Here is an 18723-nt window from a genome sequence, read left to right on the forward strand (position 1 = left end):
GAATCGTTTCGACAACGCCGGGGCGATGACATACCGAACCCCGAGCGATCCCGGAGGACCCGCGATGACCACCACGACCTTGTCACCCGACCGCGTCCGGCAGGCCGTGTGGGCCGTGGTGGCGGTGTTCGCCGTCAACGGCATGGGCTACGCCACGTGGGCGTCGCGGATCCCCTCCATCAAGACCTCTCTCGGGCTCGAGCCCGCCCAGCTCGGGGCGCTGCTGATGTGCGTGTCGGCGGGCTCGCTGCTCGGCCTGCCCGCCGCCGGCAGCATCACGGCCCGCGTCGGGGCGATGCGCACCGTCCTGTCCGGACTCGCCGCGTTCTGCGTCGGCCTGGTGATCCTCGGCGTGGGTACCGACGTCACCCACTCCCCGCTCGTCGCCGGCGCCGGACTCTTCCTCGTCGGCCTCGGCATCGGCACGTGGGACGTCTCGATGAACATCGAGGGCGCCGCGGTCGAGCAGCACCTCGGACGCGCGATCATGCCGTGGTTCCACGCGGCCTTCAGCGGGGGGACGGTCGTCATGGCGCTCGTGGCAGCCGGCCTCGCCTGGGCGCACGTGCCGGTCTGGGCCCACCTCACCGGCGTGGCGCTGCTGTGGCCCGTGCTCGGCTGGCTCGCCGTCCGCGGCTTCCTCCCCCGCGACGTCGAGGCGTCCGACGCCGACGCCGCCGAGGAGCACGCAGGCCCGCAGAGCCGCTCCGCCTGGCGCGAGCCCCGCACCCTGCTCATCGGCGTCGTCGTGCTGGTCGCCGCCATGACCGAGGGCACCGCCAACGACTGGGTGTCCGTCGCGCTCGTCGAGGGCTACCACCTGCCGCAGTGGGCCGGGATCCTCGGCTTCGCGACCTTCCTCACCGCCATGACGGTCGGCCGCCTGATCGGCACCTCGGCGCTGGACCGCTACGGCCGCGTCCCGGTGCTGCGGGTGCTGTTCGTGCTGGCCGCGATCGGCTCCCTGCTGGTCGTCTTCGGCGGTCCCGTCCTCGCCTACGTCGGCGCCGCCGTCTGGGGCATCGGTGCGAGCCTCGGCTTCCCGGTCGGTATGTCGGCCGCCAGCGACGACCCTCGTCGGGCCGCGGTGCGGGTGAGCGTCGTCTCGACCATCGGCTACCTCGCGTTCCTGGCAGGGCCGCCGTTCCTGGGATTCCTCGGCAACCACGTCGGCGTCCTGCACTCGCTGCTGCTGGTCGGTGGGCTGGCTGTCATCGCCCTGCTGCTGGCGCCCGCCACGCGCGAGCAGCGCGCCTGACCGCGGCCCGCCGTCTCGCCGCCGCCAGGACGATCACGCGTCGAGGAAGGTGCTGACGAGGGTGCGCACCCGGCCGCGGTGCGCCCAGAGCAGCCCGCCCGGTGGCAGCACCTCCACCTCCGCCGCCGGCAGCAGCCCGCCCAGCCGTCGGGAGACCGAGGCCGGGTGGATGACGTCCTCCTCCTGGCCCAGCACGAGCACCGGGACGCGCACGTGCTCCAGCAAGGACACGTCCGGGACGGGCACCTGGCCGGGGAGGGTCGTCAGCGCCCGGCCGATCCCGAACGCGCTGAGGTGGCCCGCGACCACCTGGTCGGCCATCTGCTCCGCCCACGCGTCCGCGGCGTCGCCCCGCGCCGCCGACCCCGCCCCGCCGTCACCGCGGTAGAGCTCCACGGCCGCCGCGCGGTCCCCCTCGGCGATGCGGCGACCCAGCCGCTGCAGCTCGTCGACGCCCGGGCCGCGACGTGCCCGGTCGAGACCGGCGGGCAGCACGAGCACCACCCGCTCGAAGCGGCCGGGGTCCTCGCACAGCAGCCTCAGCAAGGCACCCGCGCCCAGGCTGACCCCCAGGGCGCGCGTGGCACCCACGTGGTCGGCGACGGCCCGCAGCTCGGCGGCCAGGTCGGCATACGACCAGGGCAGGTCGGGCACGACGGACCGGCCGTGCCCCCGGAAGTGGAAGAAGGTGCGCGCCCCGCGCACCCCCGAAGCGAAGGGCCGCGTCGTCTCGATGGAGGAGCCGGCGCCGTGCGCGAAGATCGTCGAGGGCTGCCCCCGACCCACGGTCAGCAGGTCGAGCGGACCGGCCGGGCCGGCCACCTGCTCCAGGCGGCCGACGGGGGTCACCACGGGCCGTAGGGTCCGTCCTGGCGTCCCCGGCCCTGGACCCGCTGCAGGGCGGGACGGACGTCGACCCAGTAGACGATGACGGCGACCGCGGCGACCAGGCCGAGCAGGTGCAGCACGCCGAAGGCGCCGGCGACCAGCGTCGAGACCACCAGGATCGCCAACCAGGCCCCCTTGGAGAGCTTGCTCGCGGCCGGGAACGCGTCGGGACGCGTGGTCGCGACCTGGATGCACCCCACCACGCCTGCGACGACGGCCGCGAGCTGCAGCAGGGTGGCCACCAGGCCCTGGAAGGAGAAGGTCAGCTGGTCCACGTGACAGAGCCTACGGCTCAGACGTCCACGATCACCGTGAACGGGCCGTCGTTGACGGACGCGACGTCCATCATGGCGCCGAACCTGCCGGTCTCGACGGCAACGCCGGTGGCCCGCACGGCGTCCACCACCTGGTCGAAGACGGGCTCCGCCACGGACCCCGGCGCCGCCGCGCTCCAGGACGGTCGCCTGCCCTTGCGCAGGTCGGCGTACAGGGTGAACTGGCTGACCATCAGCACCGGCGCCCCCACCTCGAGGACCGACCGCTCGTCGCGCAGGATCCGCAGCTCGGTGAGCTTGCGCGCCATGGCGGCGACCTGGTCGGGCCCGTCGTCGTGGGTCATGCCCAGCAGGACGAGCAGACCCGGCTCGGTGATCTGGCCGACGACCTCGCCCTCGACGACGACGCTGGCGGCGGTCACGCGGGAGACGACGGCACGCACGCAGGGGACTCCTCGAGGTGGGGTGGGGTCGGGGATGCCGGCGACGCGACGTCAGGCCTGGGCGGCCTCGTCGACGGACGCCTGCACCGGCGCGGAGGTCGTCGTGCCCGTGGCCGGTGCGGTCTCGGTGGCGGCGGCGTTGCCCGAGGACGCCGCGACGGGGTCGGCGGCCTTGCGGGAGGGACGCGTCGAGGCCTTGCGCGCCGTCGTGGAGGGCGACGTGCGAGCGGACGTCGTGCCGGTGCCGGCCTCGCCGGCGGCCGCCTTGGTGGTCACCGAGGCGCGGGAGGGGCGCCTCGAGGCGGGCTTGGGGGACGCCTTGGGCGAGCCGGTCGACGAGGTCGCCGACGTGGCCGTGGCCTCCGCCACGTCGTCCGGGGTGACGTCCTTGACGGTCGTGGCCCGACGCGTCGTGCGCCGGCGCGGGGTCGCGGGCGCCTCCTTGTCCTTGCCGGCCGCGGCGGCAGCGGCGGCAGCGCGGACGTTCTTGGCGGGGGCGGTCTCGGGCTGCTCGCCCTCGACGACCGTGCCCCTGACGGTGACGGCGGCGCTGTCCTTGCGGCCCATCGCCTTGTCTGCGTAGCCCATGACCGTGGCGGCCGTCTCGGTGGCCACCTTGACGGTGGACCCGGCCCGCGCCGCGGCCTCCTTGACACGCCGGTCCTCGCGGATGTCCTGGACACCCTGACCGACGACGCGACGGCCGCGGCGGGCCATCTCGTCGTACGCGTGCGAGGCCAGGCCGGCCACGGTCAGCCCCTGGTTGAGGGCCTGCTCCGGGGCGTCGTGGGCGGCCCTGCCGGCGCGGGCGGCGGCCTCCTGGGCGTCCGCCCCGGCCTTGGCGACGCGGTCCTCCAGGTCCTTGCGCACCTGGTCGGCCAGGGCCTCGACCTGGGCCAGCGTCTTCTTGAGCTGCTCGATCGCCAGGTCGGCGGCTCCGACGGCGGCGTAGACCGGTGCTGCTGCGGGCTTCTTGCGGGACGGGCTCATCGGGTGCTCCTCGTGCGTCGGGTCGTGGCGTGGGCTCTGGCTGGTGGGGTGGCGGACGGCTGGTCGGCGGCGTCGGCGTCGGCGTCATCGACCCCGCCCGGGCCGGCCTCCCCCGAGGCCTCGGCGAGCTGGCGGTAGAGGTCGACGAGGGTGCGGCGCTGGCGCGCGCTCAGCGACGGGTCGGCCGTGATGGCCTCGACGACCGAGGGGGTCCCGGGGCGCCGGCCGGTGGCGGGGCCGTCGTCCTCCGCGGCGGCGCCTCCGTCGAGGAACCCGGCCCGGACGTACAACGACTCCGCCGAGATCTGGAGCCCCTTGGCGAGGGCGTTGAGGATCTCCGCAGAGGGGTGGCGCAGGCCGCGCTCGATCTGGGAGAGGTAGGGGTTGCTCACCCCGGCGAGCTCGGACAGCTGGCGGAGGCTGAGCTGGGCCGCCTCCCGCTGCTCACGCAGGTAGGCACCGAGATCCGTGACGTGGATCCGCGAGACGGGTAGCCGTGCCATGACATCAGTATGCTTGCAGTTGCAAGCGCGAGGCAACTCCAGCAAGCGGTGAGTCAGGTCATGCGCAGCAGGGCGCGCGCCTCGTCCGCCGTCATGGCGGGTCGCTGCATCAGCTCGGCCATCCGGGCGGCGCGCTCCACGAGCTGGACGTTGTGGTCGACCTTGACCCCGCGCGCGAGCAGCAGGTTGTCCTCCATCCCGACCCGCAGGTGGCCCCCGGCCGCGAGCGCCGTCGCCAGGACGGGCAGGTGCCCGCGCCCGATGCCCGTGGCGGACCACGAGGTCGTCTCGGGGGGCAGTGCCGCCACGCCCGCGAGGAGGGCCTGGGGGGTAGCCGGGGCGGCCCCGGGCACGCCCAGCACGAAGTCGCAGTGGACCGCGCCGCCGTGGGGCAGCCCGCACTCGTCGATCAACCGGCGCAGCGCGTGGACGTGCCCGAGGTCGAACAGCTCGAACTCCGGGACCACCCCGAGCTCCTGCGCCTTGACGTAGAGGTCGCGCATGAAGGGATGGGGGTTGAGGAACATGCCGTCGCCGAAGTTGGTGGTGCCGCAGGTCAGCGAGCAGGAGTCGGGTCGGGCGTCGAGGACGGCGAGGCGTGACTCGAAGGAGTCGGTGATGGCGCCCCCGGTCGACAGCTGCACGACCAGGTCCGTGGCCTCGCGCAGGGCGGCCACCGTCTCGGTCAGGCGACCCAGGTCGAGCGTCGGCTCGTGCCGCTCGTCCCGGACGTGCACATGGATCAACCGCGCCCCCGCCGCCTCGCAGCGACGGGCCGTCTCGACCAGCTCGTCCAGGGTGGTCGGCAGGGTCGGGACGTCGGCCTTGCTGGACTCGGCCCCGGTGGTGGCCACGGTGATGAGCGTCGACGCTGACATGCCCCCATCGTGGCATACGCCCGTAGGATCTTGCGGTCCAGGGCGGTCAGCGCGGCACGATCTCCTGCTGAGACGCGCTGATGCCGGAGATGGTGAGGTCAGCCTCGGTCGGGGTACTCCGCTTGAGGACCACCAGGCCGATGGGCCCGTCCTCGTGGTGCCGTGCCACGGAGGTCAGCCGTCCGACGGGGCGGCCGTCGACCTCGACGGGGGCGTCCCGCTCGGGGAGCACGTGCCCCGAGCCGTCCAGGTGCACGAACGCGAGGCGACGTGGCGGTCGGCCGAGGTTGTGCACCCGCGCCACCGTCTCCTGCCCGCGGTAGCAGCCCTTGTGCAGGTGCACGGCGGTGCGCAGCCAGTCGAGCTCGTGGGCGATCGTGCGGTGGTCGGTCTCGAAGCCGAGCCGTGGTCGCCACGCCGCGACGCGCAGCGCCTCGACGGCCCAGGTCCCCGCGAGCGGGCGGTCCGACATACGTGCCACGAGCTCCCCCCGGGGCACGATCACCTCGCGCCAGGCGCGCTGCTCGCCGGGATGGCCGTCGACCGGGCCGTACGGCGCGGTGTCCGGCCCCATCAGCGGCCAGGGGTCGCACCAGGTCGGCGACTCGCCCTCGGCACCCTCGCTGCGGATGGGCTCGCCGACCACGGCGTGGTCGTCGGTGACGTCGTCCACCTGCACCCTCAGCATGAACTGCATCGACCGCAGCCAGGCGACCAGGGCCGGGGCGGTGCCGGGCTCGACCGTGATCCACGTGGTCTCGCCGTCGTCGACCACGTGCAGGGCGTGCTCGACATGCCCCTTGGGGCTGAGGACCAGGTCCTCGACCGAGGTGCGCGGGGCCAGCGCGGCGACGTGCTGGGTGGTGATGGAGTGCAGCCAGGTGAGCCGGTCGGGTCCGGTGACCGTCACGACGCCGCGGTGGGACAGGTCCACCGCCGCGAGCCCCTCGACGAGCAGCCGCTGCTCGCGCAAGGGGTCCCCGTGGTGGGCCGGCACGCCAGCGTCCTCGCGGTCCCCGGCGACGGCACCGGGGCGGTCGAGCAGCGGGGAGCGGTAGGCGTCAGGCCCGGTGCTGGTGGGTGTGGTCATGGTCCTCGGGTCCTCCCCGGTCGGGAATCTCGGTGCGGCCCGGTGCGCAACGCGCGCACCAGCCGCGCACAGGCAGGTGCCGCAGGTCGGCCACGAAGCCGTCGCGGTCGTAGACCGCCTCGGCCAGCTCGTCGGCCACCGCGAGCGGCGCCTCGGTGATGGCCCCGCACCTGTTGCACACGAGGTGGAGGTGCGTGGCGTGCTGGACGAGGTGGTATGTCGGGGCGCCCTCGGTCAGCCGGGTCGCTGCGACGACGCCCAGCTCCGTGAGCGTGTCGAGGTTGCGGTAGATCGTCGACAGGGGCAGGTCGTCCCCGCCGTCGGCGTCGACCTCGCGCGACAGCTGGTCCGGCGTCGTGTGCTGCAGCCGGCCGATCGCGGCGAGGACCCGCCGGCGCTGCGACGTGACGCGCAGGCCGTGGTTGCGAAAGATCGCGTCGACGTCCGGCTCGGTGCTGCCGGACGTGCCGGACGTGCCGGACGTGCCGGACGTGCCGGTGCCGACGGCCGGGTCGGCGGGGTCGACTGGGTCATGCGGGGACGGGGTCAAGAGACCCTCTTGAGCTGGGCCGACAGGTGGGTCTGCAGCGGGTGGCCCTCCGCCGCCATGTCCATCGCCCAGAAGAGCTCGCCGTTGACGTAGCCGTACATCCGGGACCCGGCGGAGTAGTCCTTGGCGTGCGGCGACCGCATGACGCCGTCGGTCTTCATGATGAGGCGGGCGGGCTCGACGGTGCCGTAGTACATCTCCACGATGCCCGTGCTGTGCGCCAGGAGCAGCTCGCACTCCTTGGACTCCTCACCCACCGGACGCAGGAAACCGAGCTCGGTGGCGCGGGGGCGGACCTTGTGCCCCTGGTCGTCGATCTCCCAGGTGTGCGAGTGCCACTCCAGGAAGGGGCGCCCGTCATGACGGATCTCGAGCTCCTGACCGAAGCGGCCGTCCTCGATCGTCGGGTAGGAGAACAGGCCGACGCCCTCCCACCGTCCGATCATCCAGGCGAGGGGCAGCAGCTCGGAGGGCAGGTCGGTGGGGATCTCGAAAGGCACGACGCTGACTCTACCGCCGTCTCTGCCACCGCCTCTGCCACCGTCTCTGCCGCCGTCGGGCGGCGACGGGTCCCGGCGGCGGCTCAGGAGGCCAGCAGGTGGCGGGCCGCAGTCTCGACGAGCGGACCGACGACCAGGACGGAGGCCACGCCGCTCACCGCCTGCGCGCGCAGGGTCACCAGGGCGGGAAGGGGCGACAGGACGACGCGCAGGGCCAGGCTCGCGGCGGAGCACGCCAGGCCGAGCAGGGCGCACCACGGCACGGACGCCTCGACGAGGGCTCCCACGAGCCCGCCCGCGACGGCCCCCGCCAGCAGCGCCGTCGGTGCCAGCGCGGTGAACCAGCGCGCCCGGTGGCACAGCCACTCCGCGGCGGCGGCGACCGCCAGGGCCGCCCAGGCCGCGACGGCGGCGTCGCGGCCGCCGGCCATCGACGGCAGCGCCACCCAGGTGACCCCGGCCGCGAGGATGCCGAGGGCCAGGAGGGTGCCGGACAGGCTCACCACCACGCGGGGACGCCCGTCGCGGCGCACGAGCTGGTGCAAGAAGGCCACGACGACCCCGACGGCGAGCGCGGCCGGCACCCAGCGCAGCGACCCCCCGTCGTCCGGCAGGACCACGGAGGCCAGGAGCAGCACGGCCGACAGGCTGACCGTGATGAGGGTGCCGCGGCGGCTGGGCAGCCCCACGAGGCGCGTCCAGCCGACGGCGACGACTGCGGAGGCCAGGGCCACGGCTATCACCGTGACGCCGGTCGCCGCCCCCCTCGCCGCGACGGCCACCACGAGCAGGGTGGCGTAGGTGACCACCGTCAGCGTCACGGGCGTGCGCGGCGGCAGCTGGCGGACCGTCGTGGGGCGGACGATCTCGAGGCGGCGGCGGGCACGCTGCGCCAGGTCCTGCCGGACCGCCCCCGCATACGACCGTCTGCCCCTCGGGTCGTCGGTCATCCGCTCCGCGTCGCTGCCGTCGGCAGGGCGGGGGGTCGAGGGCTCGGGTCCGGGCACGTCAGCATCCTTGCATCACCCGCCGGCGAAGGGCGGAAGCACCTCGACGAGCGTGGCCCCCGCGAGCGACGCGTCACGCGGCACGGTCCGACCGTCCACGAGCACGCTGCAGGCGGGCAGGACGGGCACCAGGGCCGGCCGCAGGAGGGCCGCGGCGGCCAGCGCCTGGCTCACCGACGACGCGCTCACCACGTCCTCCTCGACCCCCGCCGCGGCCCGCGCCCCGGCCCAGTAGCGCAGGCGCACCTGGACCTCCTGCAGGGCGACCCCCTGCGCGGGCGTGGGGCGGTCGGTCGGCTGATCCATCGCGGTCCCTCCATAGGTCGACGTCTTCTCGACCCATGGTCGCATCCGCCGCCGCGCGGACCCCACCGCCTACGCTGACGGTCGATGGCCCAGCTGCTCCTGCTCACCAACGCCCTCGCCGCGAGCGCGGAGGTCCTGCCTGCGCTCGGCCTGCTGCCCCACCACGTGCGCGTGCTGCCCGCCGAGGCCGCGGCCCTGATCGACGCCCCCCGCGCCGACGCCGTCCTCGTCGATGCCCGGCGCGAGCTGGCCGTGGCCAAGTCGCTGTGCCGCGTCCTGCGGGCCACGGGCATCGAGGCCCCGCTGCTCGCGGTGCTGACCGAGGGTGGTCTCGTGGCCGTCAACGCCGAGTGGGGCCTCGACGACATCCTGCTGGACACGACCGGGCCGGCCGAGCTGGAGGCCCGCCTGAGGCTGGTGTCCAGCCGGCGCACCGACCTCGCCGAGCCCGCCGACCGTGCCATCACCTCCGGCGCCCTCACCATCGACGAGGCCGCCTACACCGCCCGCCTCGGCGAGCGGGTGCTCGACCTGACCTACAAGGAGTTCGAGCTGCTCAAGCACCTCGCGCAGCACCCGGGGCGGGTCTTCACGCGCGCCCAACTGCTGCAGGAGGTGTGGGGCTACGACTTCTTCGGCGGCACCCGCACCGTCGACGTCCACGTCCGCCGCCTGCGGGCCAAGCTCGGCCCCGAGCACGACGCGGTCATCGGCACGGTCCGCAACGTGGGCTACCGGTTCGACGAGGTCCGTGCCCCCGCCCCGGCCCCCGCCGCTGCGCAGGCCCCGGCGACCGACCGGACGACCAACCCGGCGACCGGCCCGGCACCGACCGACGCGGGGGCCTCCTCGAGGTCGCGCACCGACTGAGCCCGGTCAGCGGTCCGTGGTGCAATGTGCCCCATGAGCGTCGAATCCCGCACCGAGCTGTCCCCCCACGAGGTCCAGGCCGTCGCGGAGGTCGTCGGCGCGGCGACGCAGACGGACGGCGTCGGCCCGCTGTCGGAGCAGGCCCGCCTCGACCTGACGCGACCCGGCCACCACGTCCTCGCCCTGGCCGATGGGGAGGTCGTGGGGTATGCCGGGGGCCCGCCGCACGCCCTCGAGCTGGTGGTCGCCCCCGCCGCACGCGGCCGCGGCGTCGGCGGGGAGCTGCTCGACGCCGTGCTCCCCGAGGACGGCCGCGACGTGCAGGTCTGGGCGCACGGCGACCTCCCGGCGGCCCGGGCGCTGCTGCGATCGCGAGGCCTCGCCGCGACGCGTGACCTGCGCAAGCTGGGCCGCCCGCTCGAGCCCCGCGACGACGAGCGCTCGCCGGTCGCCGTGCCCGACGGGTTCGCCGTCCGCACCTACCGCCCCGGTGACGAGGCGGCGGTGCTGGCGGTCAACGCCGCCGCCTTCGCCCACCACCCCGAGCAGGGCTCGCTGGACCTGACCGGGCTGCAGGAGCGCATGGCGAGCCGGTGGTTCGAGCCCGAAGGGCTGATCCTCGTGGAGGACGTCGCGGGCGAGCACCCGAGGCTCGCGGCCTTCCACTGGACCAAGGTCGACCCCGAGGACGCCGGCCCGGGCACCGGGGAGGTCTACGTCGTGGGGGTGGACCCGGCATACCAGGGCCGTGGGCTCGGCGCCCTGGTCACCCGGCTGGGGCTGGACCACCTGCGCGACCGCGGCCTCGAGCAGGTCGTCCTCTACGTCGAGGCCGACAACGCCCCGGCCATGGCGACGTACACCCGTCAGGGTTTCACCACGGTGTCCACGGACGTGCAGTACTCGCGCCGTCCGTCTGGGGAGTGCGACGATGTCGCCATGCAGGCTGACGACGTGACCGCTTCGACCACCACCGCCGAGGCGGCGCAGGCCTCCCCCGCCAGCCCGTCCAGCCCGGCCAGCCCACCCGAGCCGTCCCCCGCCGCGGACCCCAACCGCACGACGGCGGCCCGCCCGCGGTCCTCCGACGGCAGGTTCGTGCGGGTGGCCGCCGACGCCCAGGAGCCCACCGACGAGCTGCCCGACGACCGTTTCCTGGACCGCGAGCTGTCCTGGCTGCAGTTCAACGAGCGCGTGCTGCAGCTCGCCGCCGACCCCGACGTGCCGCTGCTCGAGCGGGCGCGCTTCCTCGCGATCTTTGCCAGCAACCTCGACGAGTTCTTCATGGTGCGCGTCGCCGGCCTCAAGCGCCGCATCGCGACCGGGCTGGCCATCCGGTCGGCGTCCGGGCTGGAGCCCGACGAGCTCCAGGACGAGATCAGCCGGGTCGCGCACGAGCTGATGCTGCGGGCCCACGGCCTGCTCCGGGACCAGGTCGAGCCCGAGCTCGAGAGCAACGGCATCCGGATCGTGCGGTGGCACGAGCTGACGGCCGACGAGCAGACCCACCTGTCCGCGGTCTACCGCAGCGAGATCTTTCCCGTCCTCACGCCGCTGGCCGTCGACCCGGCGCACCCCTTCCCCTACATCTCCGGTCTCTCCCTCAACCTCGCCGTCACGCTGACCAACCCCCGCACGCAGGCCGAGCACTTCGCGCGCATCAAGGTCCCGGACCTGCTCCCGCGCCTGCACCAGGTGTCCGCGTCGGGCGAGGTCGACCTCTACCACGTGCGCTTCGTGCCGCTCGAGGACATCATCGCCGCGCACCTGGACCTGCTCTTTCCCGGCATGCAGGTCCAGCAGCACTTCCTGTTCCGCGTCACCCGCAACGAGGACCTGGAGGTCGAGGAGGACGACGCCGAGAACCTCCTCAAGGCCCTTGAGAAGGAGCTGACCCGTCGCCGCTTCGGGCCTCCGGTGCGCCTCGAGGTGGAGGAGGGCATGGACGCGCACGTCCTGGAGCTCCTGGTCCGCGAGCTCGGCGTCGAGCAGCACGAGGTCTACCGCCTGCCCAACCCGCTCGACCTGCGCAGCCTCAACACCGTCGCCGACCTGCAGCGCACGTCCCTGCACTACCCGGCGTTCCGCGCCCGCACCCACCCGGACCTGGCACCGCGCGAGCGCTCCGAGGCCAGCGACGTGTTCGGCGCGATCCGGCGCAAGGACATCCTGCTCCACCACCCCTACAACTCCTTCAGCACCTCGGTGCAGGCCTTCCTCGAGCAGGCGGCCGCCGACCCCAAGGTGCTCGCGATCAAGCAGACGCTCTACCGCACCTCGGGCGACTCCCCGATCATCGACGCCCTCATCGCGGCCGCCGAGGCCGGCAAGCAGGTCGTCGCGGTGGTGGAGATCAAGGCCCGCTTCGACGAGTCCAACAACATCGCCTGGGCCCGCCGTCTCGAGCACTACGGCGTCCACGTCGTCTACGGCATCGTGGGGCTCAAGACCCACGCCAAGCTGTCGCTCGTCGTGCGGCAGGAGCCCGACGGCCTGCGCCGCTATTGCCACGTCGGGACCGGCAACTACAACCCCAAGACGGCCCGCCTCTACGAGGACCTCGGCGTGCTGACCTGCGACGCCCAGGTCGGCGAGGACCTCACGCGCCTGTTCAACCAGCTCTCCGGCTGGGCCCCGCGCAGCAAGTTCAAGCGTCTGCTCGTGGCGCCACGCTCGCTGCGGTCCGGCCTCATCGAGCTCATCGAGCACGAGGCGGAACTGGCCCGCGCCGGGCGTCCCGCCCGCGTGGCCCTCAAGGCCAACTCCATCGTCGACGAGGCCATCATCGACGCCCTCTACCGCGCGTCGCAGGCCGGCGTGCAGGTCGACGTCCTCGTCCGGGGGATCTGCGCGCTGCGGCCCGGCGTGCCCGGGCTGTCCGACACCATCCGCGTCCGCTCGATCCTCGGGCGGTTCCTGGAGCACTCGCGGATCTTCGTCTTCGGCAACGACGGCGACCCCGCCGTCTACATCGGCAGCGCCGACATGATGCACCGCAACCTCGACCGGCGCGTCGAGTCGCTGGTGCGGATCACCCGGCCCGAGCACGTCAAGCAGCTCGAGGAGCTCATGGAGCAGGGCATGGCCGACACGACCTCGAGCTGGCACCTGCAGGACGACCGCTGGGTGCGCCACCACCGGGACGCCGACGGTCAGCCGCTGCTCGACCACCAGGCGGCGCTGATCGAGATGCACCTCAAGCAGCGGCGCAAGCGCACCCGGGTCTGACGGCGACCCGGCCCGACCAGCAGACAGGACCGACAAGGAGCGCGATGACAGTCCAGGCCCCGGGAGCGGGTGCGGGAGCGGGTGGGGGCGTGGGCGCCGACGCCCCGATCATCGCGGCCGCGGGTGCGGTCCCCTGGCGACGACGTCGAGGCACGCTCGAGGTCGCCATGGTGCACCGCCCCGCCTACGACGACTGGGCCTGGGCCAAGGGCAAGCTCGACGCGGGCGAGGACTGGCCCTCGGCCGCCGTCCGCGAGGTCGAGGAGGAGACCGGCCTGCAGGTGCGGCTCGGCCGGCCCCTCCCGCTGTCGTCCTACTCCTTCGTCGACCGCAGGGGCGAGGTCGCCCGCAAGCAGGTCCGCTACTGGACCGCCGAGGTCGTCGGCGGCTCCGGCGACCTGCTCAACGAGATCGACGAGGTCGCCTGGTTGCCCGTATCGGACGCGATGGCCCGGCTGGACTACGCCCGCGACCGTGAGCAGCTGCGCGCGGTCGTGCGGTATGCCGGCCAGGGCGCCCTCACGACCTGGCCGCTGGTCCTCGTGCGCCACGCCAAGGCCCGGCCCCGCAACCGGTGGCGCGAGGACGACCGGCTGCGACCGCTGGACGCACGGGGCGAGGGCCGCGCGCAGGCGATCGTCCCGATGCTGGCGGCCTTCGGCGTGACGCGGTTGGTGACCTCGTCCTCGACACGGTGCGTGGACACGCTGGCGCCATACGCGAGCTCCGCGGGTCTCGAGCTCAAGCGCAAGGAGGGGCTCACCGAGGAGGCCTTCGTCGAGGACCCGGACCGCGCGGTCAAGCACCTGCTCAAGGCCCTGCAGCGCGGCGTGCCCGCCGCCCTGTGCTCGCACGGCCCGGTGCTGCCGCTGCTGCTGGAGGAGCTGTCGGTCCTGGGCTCGGTCGACCAGCCCGAGGGGGAGGCGGTCGTGAGCACCCTGCTCGAGGCGGCGGACCTCGGCATGGCCAAGGGCGAGCTGCTCGTCTGCCACGTCACCGGCACCGGCGAGGCTGCCCGGATCGTCGCCGTGGAGCGGCACCTGCCCTGAGGTGCCACCGGGGCCGACGGTGCCCCACCACGACATCGTCACAGCGAGTGTCGAGCTGGCGGCGCCTCCCTTAGCTCATCCGGGGGCACGAGCGGGGGCTGGGCCGCCACGGCGGCCTGGTGGACGTCCGGCGTTCACGTGACGTTCATCGTCGGCCAGCCACCTGGTCACCCTGCGTCCCTACCTTGACATCGACGGCGCACCTGCGCCTGGTCACATCTCCTGCTGTGGAAGGTACTTCTAACGTGAAGACTCAGCGTCTTGCCGGTCTGTCGACGATCGCCCTGGCTGGCGCCCTCGCGCTGACCGCGTGCGGTTCCGACAACAACTCGTCGCCCGGTGCGTCCTCGTCCGGTGCGTCCTCGTCCGGCGCATCCTCGTCCGCCGCCGGTGGCGACGCCGACTGCGGCAAGGGCACCCTCAACGCGGAGGGCTCCTCCGCCCAGAAGGCCGCCTTCGAGGAGGCCGCCAACAGCTACCAGGAGAAGTGCTCGGGCACGACCGTCAACTACAACGCGACGGGCTCCGGCGCCGGCATCAAGCAGTTCATCGCCAAGCAGGCCGACTTCGCCGGCTCCGACTCCGCGCTCAAGACCAAGGAGAAGGACGGCAAGATCGAGCAGACCGAGGCCGACAAGGCCTGCGCGTCCCCCGCCTGGAACCTCCCCATGGTCACCGGCCCCATCGCGGTCGGCTACAACCTCAAGGGCGTCGACGGCCTCGTCCTCAACGCCGACGTGATGGCCGACATCTTCAACGGCAAGATCACGAAGTGGAACGACCCGGCGATCGCCAAGCTCAACTCCGGCGCCTCGCTCCCGGACAAGGACATCAAGGTCTTCTTCCGCTCGGACGAGTCGGGCACCACCGAGAACTTCACCAAGTACCTCCAGGCCGCCGCCCCGTCCAAGTGGACCGCCGAGCCCGGCAAGAAGTGGACCGGCAAGGGCGAGGGCAAGGAGAAGTCGGCCGGCGTCGCCGGCGCAGTCGCCTCCACCGAGGGCGGCATCACCTACGCCGAGTGGTCCTACGCCAAGGACAACAAGCTGGGCATCGCCAAGGTCGACACCGGCGCGGGCGCCGTGGAGCTCACCGGTGAGTCTGCGGGCAAGGCCGTGGCCGCCGCCAAGGTCGCCGGCGAGGGCAACAACCTCGCGCTCAAGCTCGACTACGCCACCAAGGAGGCCGGGGCCTACCCGATCGTCCTGGTGACCTACGAGATCGTCTGCTCCAAGAACGCCGACGCCGAGAAGGGCAAGAACGTCAAGGCCTTCCTCAAGCACATGGCCTCTGCCGACGTGCAGAAGTCCTTCGAGGAGATCGGCTTCGCCCCCCTGCCCACCGAGGTGCAGGGCAAGGTCTCGACCGCCATCGACGCCCTCCAGTGATCCGACGGAGCCGGGTGGTCCAGGGACGTCCCTGGGCCGCCCGGCTCTCCGCCTGTCCAGGACCCCGTCCCGGCCGGCTCCCCCTCGTCTCACCCCGGACAGTTAGGTAGCACTCGTGTCCTCCGTGACCGGCGTCTCCGCCGTCGACTCCACGCCAGACGACCAGGGTCGTCCGCCCCTGCTGGGCGACCAGGCCTCGACCGGGCGCCTCGGCGACCGGCTCTTCGGTGGCCTCGCCACCGGCGCGGGCATCCTCGTCATCGCCCTGGTCACCCTGGTCGGGGTCTTCTTGCTCTGGCAGGCCATCCCGGCCCTCGCCAAGAACCAGGCCAACTTCCTCACGTCGCGCGAGTGGAGCGTCTCGGGTGACCACCCCCGCTTCGGCATCGCGGACCTGCTGTGGACGACCGTCGTCAGCTCGATCCTGGCCATGGCCATCGCCGTGCCTCTCGGTGTGTGCGTCGCCCTGTTCATCACCCAGTACGCCCCGGCCTGGCTCCGCAAGCCGGCCGCGCAGCTCATCGACCTGCTCGCGGCCGTGCCCTCGATCGTCTACGGCCTGTGGGGCGTCGCCCAGTTCACGCCCTTCATCGACCCGCTCCAGCAATGGCTGCAGCAGTGGCTCGGGTGGTTCCCGCTCTTCGGCGAGACCAGCATCACGGCCACGATCTTCGTGATCAGCCTCGTGCTCGCGATCATGATCCTGCCGATCGTCACCTCGCTGTCGCGCGAGGTCTTCGCCCAGACGCCGTCCCCCCACAAGGAGGGCGCGCTCGCGCTGGGCGCCACCAAGTGGGAGATGATCAGGACGGCCGTGCTCCCCTACGGCAAGCCCGGCGTCATCTCCGCCGCGATGCTGGCGCTCGGACGCGCGCTCGGCGAGACCGTCGCCGTCATGATGATCCTGAGCACGCTCGCGGCGGGGACCCCGTTCGACCCGTCGATCTTCAACGGCGGCGAGACCTTCGCGTCACGCATCGCCAACAACGCCTCGGAGTTCGACTCCCCGCAGAAGGCCGGCGCCTTCATCGCGGCGGGTCTGGTCCTGTTCATCCTCACGTTCGTCGTGAACGCGATCGCGCGCGTCGTGATCGAGCGTCGGAAGGCCTTCACCGAATGAGCACCGCCGTCACCGCCAACGAGTCGACCAGCATCGACAATGCCTCCGGGGGCCGCAAGGCCAAGGACCAGCTGGCTCGGGTCATCATGTGGCTGGCCTTCCTGGTCGCCCTGGCCCCGCTCGCCTGGATCCTCTACGAGGTCCTGTCCAACGGCCTCGACAACCTGCTCTCCAGCACCTGGTGGACCAACTCCCAGCGCGGCATCTCGGTGCGCCGAGAGGGCGGCGGCGCCTACCACGCCATCATGGGCACCCTGCTGCAGGGTCTGGTCACCGCGGCGATCTCGGTCCCGATCGGCATCTTCACCGCGATCTACCTCGTGGAGTACGGCCGGGGCAGGCTGGCCCGCGCCGTCAGCTTCATGGTCGACATCCTGACCGGGGTGCCGTCCATCGTGGCCGCCCTGTTCGTCTACGCCCTGTGGGTGACGGTGATGGGCTTCAACCGCGTCGGGTTCGCGGTGTCCCTGTCGCTGGTGCTGCTCATGATCCCGACGATCGTGCGCTCCACCGAGGAGATGCTCAAGCTCGTCCCGAACGAGCTCCGGGAGGCGTCATACGCGCTGGGCGTGCCGAAGTGGAAGACCATCGCCTCGGTGGTGCTCCCCACCGCGCTGTCCGGCATCGTCACCGGCGTCCTGCTCGGCCTGGCCCGGGTGATGGGCGAGACGGCCCCCCTGCTGATCCTCGGCCCCTACACCAAGAACATCCACTGGGACCTGTTCGGCGGCAACATGGCCACGCTGCCCACGATGATCAACGAGGAGCGTCAGTTCCTCACCCTGGACGCCGCCCACGACCGCGTGTGGGCCGCGGCCCTCACCCTCATCCTCCTCGTCCTCCTGCTCAACCTGCTGGGCCGCGTCATCGCGCGCTTCGGCGCGGTCAAGAGCTGACCCACCCCAGAAAGCGAACGAACTGACATGGCCAAGCGCATCGACGTCGAGAACGTCAACATCTACTACAGCAAGTTCCACGCGGTGCAGGACGTGACCTTGACCATCGAGCCGCGGTCCTGCACGGCGTTCATCGGGTCGTCGGGGTGCGGGAAGTCCACCGTCCTGCGCACGCTCAACCGCATGCACGAGGTGATCCCCGGTGGCCGCGTGGAGGGCAAGGTGCTCCTCGACGGCCAGGACCTGTACGCCCCCGGCGTCGACCCGGTGGGCGTGCGCCGCTCCGTGGGCATGGTCTTTCAGCGCCCGAACCCCTTCCCCACCATGACGATCCGCGACAACGTCGCGGCCGGGCTGCGGCTCAACGGGATCAAGGACAAGAAGCGCGTCGACGAGGTGGTGGAGAAGTCGCTGCGGGGCGCGAACCTCTGGAACGAGGTCAAGGACCGCCTCGACAAGCCCGGCGCCGGCCTGTCCGGTGGCCAGCAGCAGCGCCTGTGCATCGCTCGCGCGATCGCGGTCGAGCCGCAGGTCCTGCTGATGGACGAGCCCTGCTCGGCCCTCGACCCGATCTCGACGCTCGCGATCGAGGACCTCATCACCGAGCTGAAGCCGAAGTACACCATCGTGATCGTGACCCACAACATGCAGCAGGCGGCGCGCGTGGCGGACCGGACGGCCTTCTTCAACCTCGAGGCGCAGGGCAAGCCGGGCCGCCTGATCGAGATCGACGACACGACCAGGATCTTCAACAACCCCAAGGAGCGGGCGACGGAGGACTACATCTCCGGCCGCTTCGGGTGAGTGACAGGCCTGCGAGGACACGAGCGAGGAACGAGCGAGGACCGCAGCAGGCCGCGGAACGAACCCGATCCAGCACGGGTGAGTGACAGGCCTGCGAGGACACGCGCGAGGAACGAGCGAGGACCGCAGCAGGCCGCGGAACGAACCCGATCCAGCACGGGTGAGTGACAGGCCTGCGAGGACACGAGCGAGGTCGGGGGCATCTGCCCCCTTCGTCACCGTCCGGAATGGTTGGGCGGCAATGGGTTAGGTCACGGCAGCGATCTCTGATCTGATCTTGGCTACCGGAGGTTAGCTAGGGCATCCTGATGTCATGAGCCTCACTGCGCGTTGGGCATCACGTCGCGAAGCAGCCGCGACCTCCGTGCCGATGATCGAGACCGAGCCCCGGGACCCCTCTCACGAGCCGACCTGGCACGTCGTCGAGGACGGCAGCTTCTGCCGCGGCGAGTGCCTGGAGTGCCGCTGGCACGGCCCCGGTCGCCGCTCGCGGGGCAGTGCCCGCAAGGACGCCGAGCTCCACGCTCTGACGGGGTGCGGCGACGAGACGCAACTGCGCAGTCTGTTCCCTGCGGGGGCCTTCGAGGAGACCGCCTGATCGCCTGCTCGTATGTCGGAGGCCGTCACCCACGCGTGTGGGTGGCGGCCTTCGACATACGGGCTCGGTGCGAACCACCCGA

At 72.5% G+C, this 18723-nt stretch carries 20 protein-coding genes; 9 read left to right on the forward strand and 11 right to left on the reverse strand.

The window, feature by feature from the left end; genetic code table 11:
* The first annotated feature begins 64 nt into the window (after window positions 1-64).
* A complete protein-coding gene (locus tag GGG17_RS03300) occupies window positions 65-1258 on the forward strand; it encodes an MFS transporter (protein ID WP_154592350.1) in 1194 nt (397 codons plus the stop codon).
* A gap of 33 nt (window positions 1259-1291) precedes the next feature.
* Here the strand turns inward: GGG17_RS03300 and GGG17_RS03305 are convergent, their stop codons facing one another.
* The 11 genes from GGG17_RS03305 to GGG17_RS03355 all read right to left on the reverse strand — a co-directional run bounded on the left by GGG17_RS03305 (window position 1292) and on the right by GGG17_RS03355 (window position 8688).
* Complete coding sequence (locus GGG17_RS03305) at window positions 1292-2110, reverse strand: alpha/beta fold hydrolase (protein ID WP_154592351.1); 819 nt, start codon at window positions 2108-2110, stop codon at window positions 1292-1294.
* A complete protein-coding gene (locus GGG17_RS03310) occupies window positions 2104-2421 on the reverse strand; it encodes a DUF2516 family protein (protein WP_195849095.1) in 318 nt (105 codons plus the stop codon). The genes GGG17_RS03305 and GGG17_RS03310 overlap by 7 nt, the downstream gene beginning before the upstream one ends.
* Before the next feature lie 17 nt (window positions 2422-2438).
* Window positions 2439-2864 carry a D-aminoacyl-tRNA deacylase gene (gene dtd / locus GGG17_RS03315; protein ID WP_288798553.1) on the reverse strand — a complete coding sequence of 142 codons (426 nt, stop codon included), beginning with the start codon at window positions 2862-2864 and terminating at the stop codon, window positions 2439-2441.
* A gap of 51 nt (window positions 2865-2915) precedes the next feature.
* The gene (locus tag GGG17_RS03320; protein WP_154592352.1) at window positions 2916-3854 is read right to left on the reverse strand and encodes a hypothetical protein; all 939 of its coding nucleotides are present in this window, start codon (window positions 3852-3854) and stop codon (window positions 2916-2918) included.
* Window positions 3851-4357: a helix-turn-helix domain-containing protein gene (locus GGG17_RS03325; RefSeq protein WP_154592353.1), complete on the reverse strand. Its 507-nt coding sequence runs from the start codon at window positions 4355-4357 to the stop codon at window positions 3851-3853. The genes GGG17_RS03320 and GGG17_RS03325 overlap by 4 nt, the downstream gene beginning before the upstream one ends.
* Window positions 4358-4410: 53 nt before the next feature.
* A complete protein-coding gene (locus GGG17_RS03330; RefSeq protein ID WP_154592354.1) occupies window positions 4411-5235 on the reverse strand; it encodes a beta-keto acid cleavage family enzyme in 825 nt (274 codons plus the stop codon).
* Window positions 5236-5281: 46 nt separating this feature from the next.
* Window positions 5282-6325 carry a CAF17-like 4Fe-4S cluster assembly/insertion protein YgfZ gene (gene ygfZ, locus GGG17_RS03335; RefSeq protein ID WP_154592355.1) on the reverse strand — a complete coding sequence of 348 codons (1044 nt, stop codon included), beginning with the start codon at window positions 6323-6325 and terminating at the stop codon, window positions 5282-5284.
* Complete coding sequence (locus GGG17_RS03340; protein WP_154592356.1) at window positions 6297-6875, reverse strand: Fur family transcriptional regulator; 579 nt, start codon at window positions 6873-6875, stop codon at window positions 6297-6299. Before GGG17_RS03340 ends, ygfZ begins: the two co-directional genes overlap by 29 nt.
* A complete protein-coding gene (locus GGG17_RS03345) occupies window positions 6872-7375 on the reverse strand; it encodes a heme-binding beta-barrel domain-containing protein (protein WP_288798550.1) in 504 nt (167 codons plus the stop codon). The genes GGG17_RS03340 and GGG17_RS03345 overlap by 4 nt, the downstream gene beginning before the upstream one ends.
* Window positions 7376-7458: 83 nt before the next feature.
* Complete coding sequence (locus tag GGG17_RS03350; protein ID WP_154592357.1) at window positions 7459-8382, reverse strand: hypothetical protein; 924 nt, start codon at window positions 8380-8382, stop codon at window positions 7459-7461.
* Between the two features lie 15 nt (window positions 8383-8397).
* The gene (locus GGG17_RS03355; RefSeq protein ID WP_154592358.1) at window positions 8398-8688 is read right to left on the reverse strand and encodes a MoaD/ThiS family protein; all 291 of its coding nucleotides are present in this window, start codon (window positions 8686-8688) and stop codon (window positions 8398-8400) included.
* A gap of 84 nt (window positions 8689-8772) precedes the next feature.
* Between GGG17_RS03355 and GGG17_RS03360 the strand changes: the two genes are divergently transcribed.
* The 8 genes from GGG17_RS03360 to GGG17_RS03395 all read left to right on the forward strand — a co-directional run bounded on the left by GGG17_RS03360 (window position 8773) and on the right by GGG17_RS03395 (window position 18641).
* Window positions 8773-9558, forward strand: coding sequence for a winged helix-turn-helix transcriptional regulator (locus GGG17_RS03360; protein ID WP_154592359.1), 786 nt, complete (start codon window positions 8773-8775; stop codon window positions 9556-9558).
* Window positions 9559-9591: 33 nt separating this feature from the next.
* The gene (locus tag GGG17_RS03365) at window positions 9592-12786 is read left to right on the forward strand and encodes an RNA degradosome polyphosphate kinase (RefSeq protein ID WP_195849096.1); all 3195 of its coding nucleotides are present in this window, start codon (window positions 9592-9594) and stop codon (window positions 12784-12786) included.
* A gap of 44 nt (window positions 12787-12830) precedes the next feature.
* On the forward strand, window positions 12831-13835 hold the full coding sequence (locus GGG17_RS03370; RefSeq protein WP_154592361.1) for an NUDIX hydrolase: 1005 nt from the start codon (window positions 12831-12833) through the stop codon (window positions 13833-13835).
* 245 nt (window positions 13836-14080) lie between these two features.
* Window positions 14081-15223 carry a phosphate ABC transporter substrate-binding protein PstS gene (pstS, locus tag GGG17_RS03375; RefSeq protein ID WP_311966388.1) on the forward strand — a complete coding sequence of 381 codons (1143 nt, stop codon included), beginning with the start codon at window positions 14081-14083 and terminating at the stop codon, window positions 15221-15223.
* A gap of 115 nt (window positions 15224-15338) precedes the next feature.
* Complete coding sequence (pstC, locus tag GGG17_RS03380) at window positions 15339-16343, forward strand: phosphate ABC transporter permease subunit PstC (protein ID WP_311966389.1); 1005 nt, start codon at window positions 15339-15341, stop codon at window positions 16341-16343.
* On the forward strand, window positions 16340-17239 hold the full coding sequence (gene pstA / locus GGG17_RS03385) for a phosphate ABC transporter permease PstA (RefSeq protein ID WP_154592362.1): 900 nt from the start codon (window positions 16340-16342) through the stop codon (window positions 17237-17239). Before pstC ends, pstA begins: the two co-directional genes overlap by 4 nt.
* A 27-nt stretch (window positions 17240-17266) precedes the next feature.
* Entirely contained in the window at window positions 17267-18043 is a 777-nt protein-coding gene (gene pstB, locus GGG17_RS03390) for a phosphate ABC transporter ATP-binding protein PstB (RefSeq protein WP_154592363.1), read from the forward strand.
* Window positions 18044-18356: 313 nt separating this feature from the next.
* Window positions 18357-18641 carry a DUF6349 family protein gene (locus GGG17_RS03395; protein ID WP_230082627.1) on the forward strand — a complete coding sequence of 95 codons (285 nt, stop codon included), beginning with the start codon at window positions 18357-18359 and terminating at the stop codon, window positions 18639-18641.
* Window positions 18642-18723 lie beyond the last annotated feature (82 nt).

The sequence above is a fragment of the Arsenicicoccus cauae genome (genome assembly GCF_009707125.1).
GTDB lineage: Bacteria > Actinomycetota > Actinomycetes > Actinomycetales > Dermatophilaceae > Arsenicicoccus > Arsenicicoccus cauae.

Bases quoted from the DNA above. Each gene is read 5' to 3' on its own strand.
- GGG17_RS03300 (WP_154592350.1), top strand. From the start codon at position 65: ATGACCACCACGACCTTGTCACCCGACCGCGTCCGGCAGGCCGTGTGG.
- GGG17_RS03320 (WP_154592352.1), bottom strand. From the start codon at position 3,854: ATGAGCCCGTCCCGCAAGAAGCCCGCAGCAGCACCGGTCTACGCCGCC.
- GGG17_RS03325 (WP_154592353.1), bottom strand. From the start codon at position 4,357: ATGGCACGGCTACCCGTCTCGCGGATCCACGTCACGGATCTCGGTGCC.
- GGG17_RS03330 (WP_154592354.1), bottom strand. From the start codon at position 5,235: ATGTCAGCGTCGACGCTCATCACCGTGGCCACCACCGGGGCCGAGTCC.
- ygfZ (WP_154592355.1), bottom strand. From the start codon at position 6,325: ATGACCACACCCACCAGCACCGGGCCTGACGCCTACCGCTCCCCGCTG.
- GGG17_RS03355 (WP_154592358.1), bottom strand. From the start codon at position 8,688: ATGGATCAGCCGACCGACCGCCCCACGCCCGCGCAGGGGGTCGCCCTG.
- GGG17_RS03360 (WP_154592359.1), top strand. From the start codon at position 8,773: ATGGCCCAGCTGCTCCTGCTCACCAACGCCCTCGCCGCGAGCGCGGAG.
- GGG17_RS03365 (WP_195849096.1), top strand. From the start codon at position 9,592: ATGAGCGTCGAATCCCGCACCGAGCTGTCCCCCCACGAGGTCCAGGCC.
- GGG17_RS03370 (WP_154592361.1), top strand. From the start codon at position 12,831: ATGACAGTCCAGGCCCCGGGAGCGGGTGCGGGAGCGGGTGGGGGCGTG.
- pstA (WP_154592362.1), top strand. From the start codon at position 16,340: ATGAGCACCGCCGTCACCGCCAACGAGTCGACCAGCATCGACAATGCC.
- pstB (WP_154592363.1), top strand. From the start codon at position 17,267: ATGGCCAAGCGCATCGACGTCGAGAACGTCAACATCTACTACAGCAAG.
- GGG17_RS03395 (WP_230082627.1), top strand. From the start codon at position 18,357: ATGAGCCTCACTGCGCGTTGGGCATCACGTCGCGAAGCAGCCGCGACC.